This is a genomic window from Streptomyces sp. NPDC025833 (genome assembly GCF_055558055.1).
This window is the reverse complement of the sequence record NZ_JBVHNF010000017.1, coordinates 47,522-61,284: the sequence shown is the minus strand read 5'-3', so window position 1 is coordinate 61,284 and position 13,763 is coordinate 47,522. Positions and strand designations below refer to the sequence as shown.

At 74.5% G+C, this 13,763-nt stretch carries 8 protein-coding genes; 1 reads left to right on the top strand and 7 read right to left on the bottom strand.

The genetic code is table 11. The features are described from left to right. Positions 1–221 precede the first annotated feature (221 nt). The 6 genes from obgE to ACZ4K2_RS28175 form a co-directional block, all read right to left on the bottom strand. Positions 222–1,670 (bottom strand): GTPase ObgE, encoded by a 1,449-nt coding sequence (gene obgE / locus ACZ4K2_RS28200; RefSeq protein ID WP_467477116.1) that lies wholly within the window; start codon positions 1,668–1,670, stop codon positions 222–224. A 145-nt stretch (positions 1,671–1,815) separates the two neighbouring features. Continuing rightward, positions 1,816–2,070, bottom strand: a complete 255-nt coding sequence (gene rpmA, locus ACZ4K2_RS28195) for a 50S ribosomal protein L27 (protein WP_061922958.1) — start codon at positions 2,068–2,070, stop codon at positions 1,816–1,818. Between the two features lie 14 nt (positions 2,071–2,084). Then, positions 2,085–2,405, bottom strand: a complete 321-nt coding sequence (rplU, locus tag ACZ4K2_RS28190; RefSeq protein WP_030749991.1) for a 50S ribosomal protein L21 — start codon at positions 2,403–2,405, stop codon at positions 2,085–2,087. A gap of 276 nt (positions 2,406–2,681) precedes the next feature. Further along, the gene (locus tag ACZ4K2_RS28185; protein ID WP_467477113.1) at positions 2,682–7,145 is read right to left on the bottom strand and encodes an Rne/Rng family ribonuclease; all 4,464 of its coding nucleotides are present in this window, start codon (positions 7,143–7,145) and stop codon (positions 2,682–2,684) included. Between the two features lie 262 nt (positions 7,146–7,407). Continuing rightward, a complete protein-coding gene (locus tag ACZ4K2_RS28180; protein WP_467477110.1) occupies positions 7,408–8,184 on the bottom strand; it encodes a TIGR03936 family radical SAM-associated protein in 777 nt (258 codons plus the stop codon). Positions 8,185–8,230: 46 nt separating this feature from the next. After that, positions 8,231–9,388 (bottom strand): hypothetical protein, encoded by a 1,158-nt coding sequence (locus tag ACZ4K2_RS28175; RefSeq protein WP_467477107.1) that lies wholly within the window; start codon positions 9,386–9,388, stop codon positions 8,231–8,233. Positions 9,389–9,971: 583 nt separating this feature from the next. Here ACZ4K2_RS28175 and ACZ4K2_RS28170 point away from each other — a divergent pair. Further along, on the top strand, positions 9,972–11,090 hold the full coding sequence (locus ACZ4K2_RS28170; protein WP_467477105.1) for a tetratricopeptide repeat-containing glycosyltransferase: 1,119 nt from the start codon (positions 9,972–9,974) through the stop codon (positions 11,088–11,090). Between the two features lie 3 nt (positions 11,091–11,093). Here the strand turns inward: ACZ4K2_RS28170 and ACZ4K2_RS28165 are convergent, their stop codons facing one another. Further along, positions 11,094–13,730, bottom strand: a complete 2,637-nt coding sequence (locus tag ACZ4K2_RS28165) for an amino acid permease (protein WP_467477101.1) — start codon at positions 13,728–13,730, stop codon at positions 11,094–11,096. Positions 13,731–13,763: the final 33 nt, after the last annotated feature.

Below are 13,763 nucleotides of genomic sequence, written 5' to 3'. Positions count from 1 at the left end.
AGGGTCCATCTGGCGCCCCCGCCCCCCCCCCGGCCCCCCGGGCGCCGGCGGGGGCCCCGGCCGGGGGCCCGAGTAGCGAGGGCACCGGCCACGGGGGGGGGGGGGCCGGGGCCCCGCGGGGCCCCGCCCGGTCCGGTTCGCCAGGGCGGGCCGCCCGCCGTCGCCGGCGGGTGGCCCCGGGGCCCGGCCTACTCGAACGGGTCGTGGCCCCGGTGCCCGGCCTACTCGAACGGGTCGAACTCGTCGTACTGCCGGAGCACCTCGTCCCGCTCCGCCTGCTTGTCCCTGCGGCGCTGGACCGCGGGCCGGGACTCGTCGAGACGGTGGTCCTCGCCACGGCGGCCGAGCATCTCCGCACCGGCCATGACCGTCGGCTCCCAGTCGAAGACGACCGCGTTCTCCTCGGGGCCGATGGCGACGCCGTCGCCCGAACGGGCACCCGCCTTCATCAACCGCTCCTCCACGCCGAGGCGGTTGAGCCGGTCGGCGAGGTAGCCGACCGCCTCGTCGTTGTTGAAGTCGGTCTGGCGGACCCAGCGCTCGGGCTTCTCGCCGCGCACCCGGAACAGCGGCTCGCCGCCGACCTCCTCGCGGACGACGGTGAAGCCCGCGTCGTCCACGGCCTTGGGCCGGATGACGATCCGGGTCGCCTCCTCCTTGGGCTTCGCGGCACGCGCCCCGGCGACCAGCTCACCCAGTGCGAAGGTCAGCTCCCGCAGACCCGTGTGCGCCACCGCCGACACCTCGAAGACGCGGTAGCCGCGCGCCTCCAGGTCGGGGCGGACCATCTCGGCGAGGTCCTTGCCGTCCGGCACGTCGATCTTGTTCAGCACGACGATGCGGGGACGGTTGCCGAGGCCGCCGTACTGCCGCAGCTCCTCCTCGATGACGTCGAGGTCGGAGACCGGGTCGCGGTCGGACTCCAGCGTCGCGGTGTCCAGCACGTGCACCAGCACGCTGCACCGCTCCACGTGCCGCAGGAACTCCAGGCCGAGGCCGCGGCCCTGGCTGGCGCCGGGGATGAGCCCCGGCACGTCGGCGATGGTGTAGACGGTGGAACCGGCGGTCACCACGCCCAGGTTCGGGATCAGCGTGGTGAACGGGTAGTCGGCGATCTTCGGCTTGGCCGCGCTGAGCACGGAGATCAGCGAGGACTTGCCGGCGCTCGGGTAGCCGACGAGCGCCACGTCGGCGACGGTCTTCAGCTCCAGGACGACGTCCTGGAGGTCGCCGGGCTCGCCGAGCAGCGCGAAACCGGGCGCCTTGCGGCGGGCGGAGGCCAGCGCCGCGTTGCCGAGACCGCCCCGGCCGCCCTGGGCGGCGATGAACGAGGTGCCGTGGCCGACCAGGTCGGCGAGCACGTTGCCCGCCTTGTCCAGCACGACCGTGCCGTCCGGCACCGGCAGGACCAGGTCCTGGCCGTCCTTGCCGGACCGGTTGCCGCCCTCGCCGGGCTTGCCGTTGGTGGCCTTGCGGTGCGGGGAGTGGTGGTAGTCCAGCAGCGTCGTGACCGACTGGTCGACGGTCAGGATGACGTCACCGCCCCGGCCGCCGTTCCCGCCGTCGGGGCCGCCGAGCGGCTTGAACTTCTCGCGATGGACGGAGGCACAGCCGTGGCCTCCGTTACCCGCGGCGACGTGCAGCTCGACGCGGTCCACGAAGGTGGTCATGGTTCGGTGCCTCCTGGGGGTCCCCCGGCCGGGGCCGGGGGTCGTGCGGATATGTCTTCGTGTTAACACGCGAAAGGCGGACCCGCCTTCCCGACCGGGAAGTGAGGTCCGCCTCGCGAAAGCGTTCGGTGCCGAATCAGTCGATTCAGGCGACCGGAACGATGTTCACGACCTTGCGGCCACGGTGGGAACCGAACTCCACCGCACCGGCCTGCAGGGCGAACAGCGTGTCGTCGCCGCCACGGCCCACACCGGCGCCGGGGTGGAAGTGGGTGCCGCGCTGACGGACCAGGATCTCACCAGCGTTGACGACCTGACCGCCGAAGCGCTTCACGCCGAGCCGCTGGGCATTGGAGTCGCGACCGTTCCGGGTGGACGATGCGCCCTTCTTGTGTGCCATGTCTCCTCAGTCCCTTACTTCGCAGCCGCGGGGATCGACGTGACCTTGATCGCCGTGTACTGCTGGCGGTGGCCCTGCCGACGGCGGTAGCCGGTCTTGTTCTTGTAGCGCAGAATGTCGATCTTCTGGCCCTTGTGGTGGTCCACGACCTCGGCCTGGACCTTGATGCCGGCCAGCACCCACGGGTCGCTGGTCACAGCGTCGCCGTCGACAACGAGCAGGGTCGAGAGCTCGACCGTGTCGCCAACCTTGGCAGTGGAAATCTTGTCAACCTCAACGATGTCGCCGACAGCAACCTTGTGCTGGCGACCACCGCTGCGCACGATGGCGTACACGCGGATCTCACTTTCGCTCGAAGAAACGGCACCCCCGCAGGCCAGCCGTCCAGGAACACCACGGACAACCTCTCCCGGGCCGATCTCGCGCCCGGGAGGAATGAGGTTTACGGGGATGTGGCGTGTTCAGTGACACGCCGACGGTCAAGGTTACGGGGCCACGACCGAGGGGGTCAAACCGGGCCCCGTGGTTGTGCGGCCCGTCACTTCCGGCGGGCCCGGCGGTGTGCGGCCGGCCCGGTCACGGATGACCGGGCCGGCCGCACACCGTGGGCGTCAGCCCTCGTCGTCGGCGGTGGAGACCGTGGCGGTCTTCTTCGCCGTCGACTTCGCGGCGGCCGTCTTGGCGGTCTTCGTCGCCTTCTTGGCCGTCGTCTTCTTGGCGGCCGTCTTCTTGGCCGCGGTCTTCTTGGCGGTGGTCTTCTTCGCCGTGGCCTTCTTGGCCGCCGTCTTGCGGGCGGTCTTCCTGGCCGGCGCGACCTCCTCGGCGGCCGGTTCACCGGCGACCGCCTCCTCGGTGACGGGTGCGGCGGCAGCCGCCTCCCCGGTCACCGCGGCCTCGGCCGCCGGTGCCTCGTCGGCGGCGGCCGACGGGACGACGACCACGGCCGCCTCCTCCGACGCCGTCGGCGCGGTGGCCTTGCGCACCGCACGGCGGCGCGGGCGGGCCGGCGCGGCGGCGCTCTCGGCGGGCGCCTCCTCGGCCGGGGCCTCGGCGACGGGAGCGGGACGCCCGGCCGGCGCCTCGGCCGCGGGCGCGGCCTCCGGGACCGTCACCACGGCCGTCTCGGCGCCTGCGGGGGAGCCGGCCGGGGCCGACACCTTGCGGGTCGCCCTGCGGCGCGTACGGCCCTTGGGCGCCTCCTCGGCGGCAGGCGTCTCGGCCTGCGGCTCCGGAACCACCTGGTCCTCGGCGGCCACGGGCTCGGCCAGCACCTCGGCGGCCGGCTCCGGCAGCACCGGACGCGCGGCCGCCTCCTCGGCGGTGACGTCCTGCGCGGTCGGGACCGCTTCCGCGGGGGCCTCGGCCTGCGGCGCCTCGTCCCGGGCGGCCCGCTCGCGGGAAGCCTCGCCCCGCGCGGCCTTCTCCGCCTTCGGCGCGCCCGCCGGAGCCGACGCCCGGCGGCTCGTCCGGCGGCGCGAACGGCCACGGGTGGCCGCCGCCTCCGCCTCGGCGACGCTGCTGTACAGCTCCTCGTCCGGCGCGAAGTCGGGCGCGGGCAGCGCGACCGGCTCGGCGACCTCGGCGGCCACCTCGGCGGCGGTCTGCACCTCGGGCTCGACGGCCTCGACCACCACGGCGGCGGTCTCGTGCACGTGCTCCTGCGTCTCGCCGCCCCGGCCGCGCTTCTTGCGCTTGCCGCCACCGCCGTTCGTGGTGGCCTGGTCGAGGTGGACGATGACACCGCGGCCGTTGCAGTGGACGCAGGTCTCCGAGAAGGACTCCAGCAGGCCCTGGCCGACCCGCTTGCGGGTCATCTGGACCAGGCCCAGCGAGGTCACCTCGGCCACCTGGTGCTTCGTACGGTCCCGGCCCAGGCACTCCAGCAGGCGGCGCAGCACCAGGTCGCGGTTGGACTCCAGGACCATGTCGATGAAGTCGATCACGATGATGCCGCCGAGGTCGCGCAGCCGGAGCTGGCGCACGATCTCCTCGGCCGCCTCCAGGTTGTTCCTGGTGACCGTCTCCTCCAGGTTGCCGCCCTGGCCGGTGAACTTGCCGGTGTTGACGTCGACGACGACCATCGCCTCGGTCCGGTCGATCACCAGCGAACCGCCGCTGGGCAGCCAGACCTTGCGGTCCAGGGCCTTGGCGAGCTGCTCGTCGATCCGGTAGGTGGCGAAGACGTCGACCTCGGAGGTCCACCTCGACAGCCGGCCGGCCAGGTCCGGGGCGACGTGTGCGACGTACCCGTGGATGGTCGACCAGGCGTCGTCACCGCTGACGACGACCTTGGAGAAGTCCTCGTTGAAGATGTCGCGCACGACCCGGACGGTCATGTCCGGCTCGCCGTAGAGCAGCGTCGGGGCGTTGCCGCTCTTGGCCTTCTTCTGGATGTCCTCCCACTGCGCCTGGAGTCGCTCGACGTCCCGGCGCAGCTCGTCCTCGCTCGCGCCCTCGGCGGCGGTGCGCACGATGACGCCCGCGTCCTCGGGGACGATCTTCTTGAGGATGGTCTTCAGCCGGGCCCGCTCGGTGTCGGGCAGCTTGCGGCTGATGCCGGTCATGGAGCCCTCGGGGACGTACACGAGGTAGCGGCCCGGCAGGGAGACCTGGCTGGTCAGGCGGGCGCCCTTGTGGCCGATCGGGTCCTTCGTCACCTGGACGAGCACCGACTGGCCGGACTTCAGGGCGGACTCGATGCGGCGCGGGCCGTTGGCCATGCCCAGCGCCTCGAAGTTGACCTCACCGGCGTACAGCACCGCGTTGCGGCCCTTGCCGATGTCGATGAAGGCGGCCTCCATCGACGGCAGCACGTTCTGGACCTTGCCCAGGTAGACGTTGCCGACGTACGAGGTCGACTGCTCCTTGTTGACGTAGTGCTCGACGAGCACGCCGTCCTCCAGGACGCCGATCTGCGTGCGCTCGCCGTGCTGGCGGACCACCATCACGCGCTCGACGGCCTCGCGGCGGGCCAGGAACTCGGCCTCGGTGATGATCGGGACGCGGCGGCGGCCCTGCTCACGGCCTTCCCGGCGGCGCTGCTTCTTGGCCTCCAGACGGGTCGAGCCCTTGATGGACTGCACCTCGTCGGACGGCTCGCTCGCCTTGCGCGGCTCGCGGACCTTGACGACCGTGCGCTCCGGGTCGTCGGTGGACGGCTCGGCGTCGGGGCCGCTGTCCCCGGCCCGGCGGCGACGGCGGCGCCGGCGGCGGCTCGCGCTGGAACCGGAGTCCTCGCCCCGGCTGTCGTCGGCGTCCTCCTCCTCCTGCTCGGCGGTGTCCTCGGCGTCCTGCGCAGCCTGCTCGGCGGCCAGTTCGTCGGCCTCGCCGTCACCCTCGCCCGCGTCACCCCGGCGGCGGCGTCGTCCGCCCCGGCGGCGCCGGCGGCGCGAACCGGACTCCTCGTAGCCCTCGGTGTCGTCGGTGTCGTCGCCCTCCTCGCCCTCGGCGAGGTCCTCGGCGGACTCCGGGGCCTCCTCGGCCTCCTCCGGCTCCTCCTCGGCGGCCGTCCCGGCCGGCCGGGTGTCCTCGGCGGCGGCACCGCGGCGGCGCCGGCGGCGGCGGGCGCCGGCCTCGGCGCGCTCCTCCGCGTACTCCTCGGTCTCCTCGGTCTCCTCCGGCTCGGCGACCACGCCGGCGGCCTCGGCGGCGGCCCGCTCGGGGGTCTGGAACCTGGGCTCGGCGAACACCGGCGCCTGGAAGACGGCGACGGCGGGACGGGCGGGCTTGCGGGTGCCCTCGGCCTCGGCGGCGCGGGCGGGCTCCGAGAACCCGGACGCGGCGCGGACGGCCCGGCGCCGGCTGCGGCGCGGCGCGGCGGACTCGGCGGCGGCCGGCTCGGCGGCCTGCGGGGCCTGGGCGGCGGGGACCGGCTCGGAGGCGGCCGCGGGGGTCTCCGGCTGCGCGCTGTCGGCGGGCGGGGCCTGCTCGGCCGCAGTCCCGGCGGTTTCCTCACCCTGCGGCGCGCCGACGGGCGCGGACACCCGGCGGGTGGCGCGGCGGCGGGTACGGCGCGGGGCGGCCTCCTCGGCGGCGGGCGCCTCCTCCACGGCCTCGGCGACGGCCTCGGTCTCCCGGACGGCCTCCGGCTCGGCGGCCGGGGCCTCCTCGGCCTTCGGGGTCTCATCGGCCTTGGGGGCACCGGCGGGCGCCGACGCACGGCGCGTGGCACGCCGACGCGGACGCGCGGGCTCGGCAGGCGCCTCCTCCACGGCCTCGGCGGCGGGCTCGGTCTCCTGGACGGCCACAGGCTCGGCAGCCACAACGGCGTCCGGGGCCTCCTCGGCCTTCGGGACACCGGCGGGCGCCGACGCACGGCGCGTGGCACGCCGACGCGGACGCGCGGGCTCGGCGGGCGCCTCCTCCACGGCCTCGGCGGCGGGCTCCGGAGCCTTCTCGGCCTCGGCGGCGGACGCGGCCGGTACGACGGTCTCGGCGGCCTCGACGGACGTCGGAGCCCCGGTGGGGGCGGAGGCGCGGCGGGTGGCACGGCGACGCGGACGCGCGGGCGCCGGCTCCTCGGCGGCCGCCTCCACCACGGGGGCCTCGGCGGGGGCGGCTTCCGCCGCGGGGGTCTCCGCAGAGGTCTCCGCGGGGGCGGCGGGCGCGGACACGCTGCGCGTGGCCCGGCGCCGGGAGCGGCGGGGGGCGGCCTCCTCGCCGACGACGACCTCGCCGGCCTCGGCCACGGCGGCGGGCGCCGGCTCGGCGGCGGACGCGGCCGGTACGACGGTCTCGGCGGCCTCGGCGGACGTCGGAGCGCCGGTGGGGGCGGAGGCGCGGCGGGTGGCACGGCGACGCGGACGCGCGGGCGCCGGCTCCTCGGCGGCCGCTTCCGCCACGGGGGCCTCGGCGGCGGCCTCGGCCGTCTCCTCGGTCTCGTCGGTCCCGGTCGCCTCGGTGAGCTCGTCGGTCCCGGCCGCCGGTACGGCGGGCACGGTGACCTCGGCGGACGCCTCGGCGGCACCCGGCGGACCCGCCGGGCGGGAGGCGGCTCGGCGACGCCTGCGCGGCGGCAGGGTGTCGCTGGGAGTGTTCAGTTCGGAACCCTCGTTGGGTTCGGTCGGTTCGAGCATGCGGGCGTTTCTCCCGTCAGGCTCCCGGGCGCCGCGCCCGGTCCGGCGGCGGTCTCGAAGGGCCGTCCACCGTTGACGTCCGCGGCCCGCGCGATGCGCGGTGGCCGCCGTCCGGGGCGCGGGCGCCACACGGGAGCACTCTGTGTCCTGTCTCGCCGGTTCCGTACGCCTTGTCGGTACGGCCTGGCGAAAGTCTTCTGGTCGGTGCGCTGCCCGACCCAGGTGGCTCCCGAGTACGAGGGCGGCGCTACGACGTCCGTCCCTACGCGGGACCTTCCGGCGTCGGCGCCGTCGCGGCGGCAGCAGGTACGGCCCTCAGGGCCCCGGCTGCCTCGCGGTCGGGCGCGAGCGGGTCGGTCACCGTGCCGGTCTCTTCATCGAACAGCCCCTGCGCCAGCCTGGTCACCGCTGCGGGGACCGGCGGCGCCAGGTCGGCCACGGCGCGGAGACCGGACAGGACGTCGTCGGGTCGAACGGCAGGCGTCACGTGCCGAACAACCAGCCGCAGTATCGCACAGGGCCGGTCGGTCGGCCTATCAGCCGGTACATCGAGCGTTTCCAGGCTCACCACGGCCGGGCGGGCGTCGAAGGTGCGGACGCCGTTCTTGGTCGTCCGCTGGACCTCGACGGTCCCGGCCCGGTTGAAGGACTCGACCGCGCGCCCGGCCTCGGCCGGGTCGACGTCGTCCAGCCGCAGCTCCCACACGGAGGCCGTCAGCCGGTCGGCGAGGCCCGGGGTGCGTGCCTCGACCGCCTCGGTCACGTCGAGCCCGGGGGGCAGCGACTCGTCGAGGAGGACGCGCAGGCCCTCGGGGTCGCGCGGCGCGGTGAGCGCGATCTCCAGGTACTCCGCCTCACTGCCCGTGCCGGTGGGTGCGGCATTGGCGTACGACACCTTGGGGTGCGGTGTGAACCCCGCCGAGTACGCCATGGGCACCTCGGCGCGGCGCAGCGCCCGCTCGAAGGCGCGCTGGAAGTCTCGGTGGCTGGTGAACCTCAGGCGGCCGCGCTTGGTGTAGCGCAGTCGGATGCGCTGCACCGCGGGTGCGGGCGGCGGGCCTTCGGGCTGTCGCTTGCCCAGTGTCCTAGTCCTTCGTGAGTGCGGTCGTACTCCTACCAAGAGTACGTGTGTCGACGGCCTCGGGTTCCCGCCGGTCCGCCGCGACCGGCTGCCGGGGCGCGCCGAACAGCATGCGGCGGGCCTCCGCGCGGGCCTGCCGTACCGTGTCGCGGGCCGAGGCCAGGGCCTCGCGCGCGATCCGGCCGGCCGCCCGGGCGGCCGCGGCGGCGGGCCGCAGGACGGCGGCCCGCACCGCGTGCCCGACCGGCGTGAGCACCATCCGGTACACCCAGCGCGCCGGTTCCGCGACGAGCCACCGCAAGAGGGTCCCGAGGGCCCGCCCGACGGCCCGTGAGACGTGCCCGGCCACCCGCCAGGCGTGGCCGAACGCCTCCCCCGCCTCGCGGGCGAGGAACACGGCGAACCGGCCGGCGGGCGCGAGGACCCGGCGCCACAGCACGAGCGCGGGCAGCACGAACAGGACGCGGGCGGTCCAGTACAGCGCCACTCCGGTCCCGGTGACGAGCAGGCCCAGCAGCGCCCCGAGACCGCGCGCGCACCAGGCGGCGGCCCGCCCGACGGGCGCGAGGACCCAGGTGTACAGCCACCGGGCCGGTACGACGAGCAGGTACCGCACCAGCCAGGCGACGGCCGTGTACCCGCCGAGCCCGACGGCGGCCAGCACCGCGCCGAGGCCCTTGAGCAGCCAGGCGACGCCCCGGCCGGCCGGGCACAGCACGCGCGCGTACACCCAGGCGAGGACGGCGCCCGCACCGCGCGCCAGCCGGACGAGGGCACGCCCGGCGGGGGTGAGGACGTGGCGGTGGAACCACACCGCGGGCAGGGCCACCAGGACCCGGACGAGCCAGGCGAGCGCCGTGCCGAGGGGGACCAGGACGTACCGCCACAGCCCCACGAACGGCCAGACGAACAGGGCCTTCCCGGTCCACAGCAGGGCCAGGCCGAGCGGCCTGAGCACCCAGTGCCGCAGCGCCCGGCCGAGCGGCCGGAACACCCTGTCCCGCAGCAGCCGCCCCGTGGCGACGAGCGCGTCCCACACCATCCGCACGGGCACGACCAGCACGAGGACGACGATCCGCACCGGCAGCCGGACGGCGACGACGAGGCAGCCCTCGGGCTGTGCCGGCCCGGGCGGCGGAGGCGGCGGCTTCTGGAGATCCATACCGGGGTAGACGCCGGAACCGCCCCTCCGGATCCGGCCACGCGGCACGGGCCGGCCGGCGGGCGTGTCCGGGGACCGCCGCGAGCGGCTCCGGCCGGGGCGAGTGGGAGTTTCCGGGGCGAAGCGGGCGGCGCCGGGCGGCGCGGATCGCTCCGACGTGCGGGAAATCGCCCCGTTCGGCTGGTACGGATCGGCCGGTCCCGGAATCCCGGGCGAGGATCGCACCGGAATCCGGGGGACCACGCGGCCCGGCGCTCCCGGGCCGTTTCGAGCCGAGGAGCACTCCCGTGATCCATGACCACCGGGCCGCCCCGTTCGGTCCACCGGTCCGCGCACCGGGAACAACGGTGACCACCCCGTCACCGTCACCCGCAACGGGCCCCGGACCTGCCGGACCCCGGGCCGCGCCGCACCCGGAAAAGTGAGCAGAATGCCGCAGGTAAACGGTCCCGGGACAACCACGAGAACCTTCCGGATCCGTGGTCGAAATCATCTCCGGCGCCCCGACGGTGGCTGCTTGTACCGGCCGTCCGGGCTCGATAAATTCACCGGCCGACCCTTTCTGCCGTGGAAAGAAAAATCCATGAAAAAGGTCTGCCTTAATATGATCGTCCGGGACGAGGCGCATGTGATCCGGCGCTGCCTCGAATCCGTACGCCCCCTCGTCGACACCTGGGTCATCCTCGACACGGGCTCGACCGACGGGACGCAGGACGTCATCCGCGACACGTTCGCCGACCTGCCCGGGACGCTGTACGAGAGCCCGTGGAAGGGCTTCGACCTGAGCCGCACCGAGGCGATCGAACGGGCCCGGGACCGCGCGCACCACCTGCTGTTCATCGACGCCGACGACGTGCTGGAGACCGACCCCGGCTTCACGATGCCGGACCTGACCCACGACTGCTACGACTTCGAGGTGCGCCACGGGCCCATCGTCCACTGGCGCCCGACGATGGTGTCGACCCGGCTGCCCTGGCGGTACGTCGGCGTCCTGCACGAGTACCTGGAGTGCGACACGAGCGCGTTCAGCCGGGCGACCCTGGAGGGCGTCCGGATGGTCATCATGGGCGGCGGCGGACGCCAGACGGGCGACCCGCGCACGAAGTACCTGCGCGACGCCGCCGTCCTGGAGGACGGGCTGGCGAAGGAGCCGGACAACGCGCGGTACGTCTTCTACCTCGCCCAGTGCTGGCGCGACGCCGGCGAACCCGGCAAGGCGCTCGCCGGCTACGACCGGCGCGCGGCCATGGGCGGCTTCGCCGAGGAGGCGTTCTGCTCCCGGCTGTACGCCGCCCGGCTCGCCCGGGAACTGGAGCACCCGGCGCCCGAGGTCATGTCCCGCCTCCTGGAGGCGCACGAGTACCGGCCCACCCGGGCCGAACCGCTCGGCGAACTCGCCCACCTCTGCCGCGTCCAGGGCGAACGCTGGCCGCTGGCCTACCTGTTCGCCCGGCGGGCCGCGGAGCTCCCCCGGCCCGCCGACGTCCTGTTCGTCGAGCACGCCTGGTACGACTGGCGGGCCCTGGACGAGCTGGCGGTGTCGGCGTACTGGACCGGCGCGTACCGCGAGTCGCTGGAGTGCTGCGAGCGGCTGCTGGACGGCGGCGGACTGCCCGAGGAGCACCGGGAGCGGGTGGCCGCCAACCGGGACTTCGCCCGCACCAAGCTGGCGATCGGCGCACCCCGTCCCCAGCCGGCGTGAGCGCTACCGGTCGTCGGGGCCGGGCAGATCTTGTTCGGTCCAGATCGTCTTGCCGGTGGCCGTGTAGCGCGTGCCCCAGCGGTCGGTCATCTGGGCGATGATGTACAGGCCCCGGCCGCCCTCGTCGTCGTTCGCGGCGTGCCGCAGGTTGGGCGCGGTGTGGCCGGTGTCGGAGACCTCGCAGATCAGGCTCCGGTCGCGGATCAGGCGCACCTGGACGGGGCCGCCGGCGTAGCGGATGGCATTGGTGACCAGTTCACTGACGATGAGTTCCGTGGTGAAGACCAGGTCGTCCAGCCCCCAGTCGCCGAGCTGCTTGCTGACGGCCGTGCGGATGGTGCCCACCGACGCCGGGTCGGGCAGCAGCGCCCACTCGGCGAACCGGGCGCGGTCGAGCCGGTGGGTGCGGACCAGGAGCAGCGTGGCGTCCACGTCCACCGGGCCGGGCAGCAGGACGGACACCACCCGGTCGCACAGTTCGTCCAGGGGCCCGTGGGCGCCGGCGAGGACCCGGCGCAGCTCGGCGAGCCCGGTGTCCCGGTCGTCGGCCGCCTGGAGGAGGCCGTCGGTGAACAGGGCGAGGAGGCTGCCCGGCGCGAGGTCCAGTTCCGTGCCCTGGTAGGGCGGGCCCGCGAGGCCCAGTGGTGGTCCCGGCGGCAGTTCCGGGCAGTCGGCGACGCCCGTGCGCGGTGCGACGACCGCCAGCGCCGGCGCTCCGGCCCGCGCCAGGCAGCACTTGCCGGAGACGGGGTCGTACACCGCGTACAGGCAGCTCACGCCCAGGGCCTCGTCGGTGTGCGGGCGCAGCCGGCCGGGGCCGGGAGCGCCGCCGCTCTCGTGCACGGTCTGCTCGACCAGGTCGGCCAGCCGGGAGAGGAGTTCGTCCGGGGCCAGGTCCAGCCGGGCCAGGACGCGGACACCGGTGCGCAGGCGCCCCATGGTGGCCGCGGCCCGCAGGCCGTGCCCGAGCACGTCCCCGACGACCAGGCCGACGCGGGTCCCCGACAGCGGGATCACGTCGTACCAGTCGCCGCCCACGCCCGATCCGCTGTCGGCGGGCAGGTAGCGGCTCGCCGCCTCGACGGCGGTGTGCCGCGGCAGGCGGCGCGGCAGCAGGCTCCGCTGGAGCTTGAGGGCCACGCTGTGGCCGCGGGTGACCAGGGGCATCAGCAGCAGCCCGATCAGCAGGGCGCCCAGGCCCAGGACGGCGACGCCGCCCGTCCTGCCGATCAGCGGCAGGTCGATGCTGGTGGTGCCGTACCCGGGGTTCGCGTAGACCACGAAGGCGGCGTACGCGAACAGCAGGAACATGGTCAGCCCGCCCAGCCCCGGCAGCAGCCCCTTGAAGACCAGGTCCCTGCCGCTGCGGGTGAGGACCTTGCGGTGGTACCAGACGCAGGCGAAGCCGGTGACGCCGTACTGGAACGCGATGGCGAGGCCGACCGATCCGATCGAGTCGGCCAGGATGTTCCGGCTGAACACCGTCAGCAGGAGCAGCACGGCGATCGAGACCGCCCCCATGCCGACGGTCCCCCAGGTCGGGGTGAGGAACCGGCGGTGCAGCCGGGCGAACCGGGACGGGACCGCCTTGTGGACCGCCATGGAGAAGACGGTCCTGGACAGGGGCAGGATGGTGGTCTCGGCGGAGGCCAGCGCGGAGGTCAGCACCATCAGGATCAGCAGCCGGGACAGCAGCAGTCCCGTCTCGCCGTCACCGAAGACGGCCTTGCCCAGACCGGAGAGGACGTCGTCGGAGTTGTGGGTGTTGCGGAGCCCGATGCCCGTGGTGCCGACCCCGGCGAACGCCTGCGCCGAGGTGGACACCAGCGCGTACACGACCAGCAGCAGCACGGTGGACAGGACCGCGGCGCGGCCGGGGACGCGGGTGCTGTCGACGGTCTCCTCGTTGACCGAGAAGGCGGTGTCCCAGCCCCAGTAGATGAAGACGCCCGCGAGGAGGCTCGAGGTGAGTGCCCGCGCCGAGGACACCTCGAACGGGTTGAACCAGGACGCCGAGACGTGGAGCGCCGTCGGCGGCGGATCGTGGTAGACCCGGATCAGCGCGGCGACGGCGAAGGCCAGCAGCATCGCGACTTCCAGGCCCAGCAGCCAGCGCTGGACGGCCGACGAGAACTCGATGCCGACGTAGCAGATCGCGGTCAGCACGGCGATCCAGACGACGCCCGCCACGGTGGTCCACAGCCGGTCGTCCGCCAGGTCGTCGCGGCCCACCAGCCGGAAGCCGTAGACGGCGGCGATCCCGGCGAGGTTCGCCATGACGATGATGTTGGCGACGATGAGGCCCCAGCCGCCCATCCAGCCGGTGCGCGGCCCGAAGGCGCGCGTGGCCCAGGTGTAGGTGGTCCCGCAGTCGGCGTTGCTCGCGTTGAGCTCCCGGAAGGCGTACGCGACCAGCAGCATCGGGACGAAGGCCAGCATCGTGACGATGGGTGCCTGGAGCCCGACCCCGGCCACGATGATGCCCAGCGTGGCGGCGAGGCTGTACGCCGGGCCGGCGGAGGCGAGCCCCATGGCCACCGAGGAGAACATGCCCAGGGCGTTGCTCCGGAGCCCCTTCCGGCCGGCGCACGCCCCGGGGGCGGGCCGGCCGCCGGACTCGGCGTCTCCGAAGTGCCTCACACTTGATTCCAACGCCGGGCCACTTCCCTCCGC

Excerpts from the sequence above, each read along its gene's own strand:
- rpmA (WP_061922958.1), bottom strand. The coding sequence starts at position 2,070 with ATGGCACACAAGAAGGGCGCATCGTCCACCCGGAACGGTCGCGACTCC.
- ACZ4K2_RS28175 (WP_467477107.1), bottom strand. The coding sequence starts at position 9,388 with ATGGATCTCCAGAAGCCGCCGCCTCCGCCGCCCGGGCCGGCACAGCCC.
- ACZ4K2_RS28170 (WP_467477105.1), top strand. The coding sequence starts at position 9,972 with ATGAAAAAGGTCTGCCTTAATATGATCGTCCGGGACGAGGCGCATGTG.
- ACZ4K2_RS28185 (WP_467477113.1), bottom strand. The coding sequence starts at position 7,145 with ATGCTCGAACCGACCGAACCCAACGAGGGTTCCGAACTGAACACTCCC.
- obgE (WP_467477116.1), bottom strand. The coding sequence starts at position 1,670 with ATGACCACCTTCGTGGACCGCGTCGAGCTGCACGTCGCCGCGGGTAAC.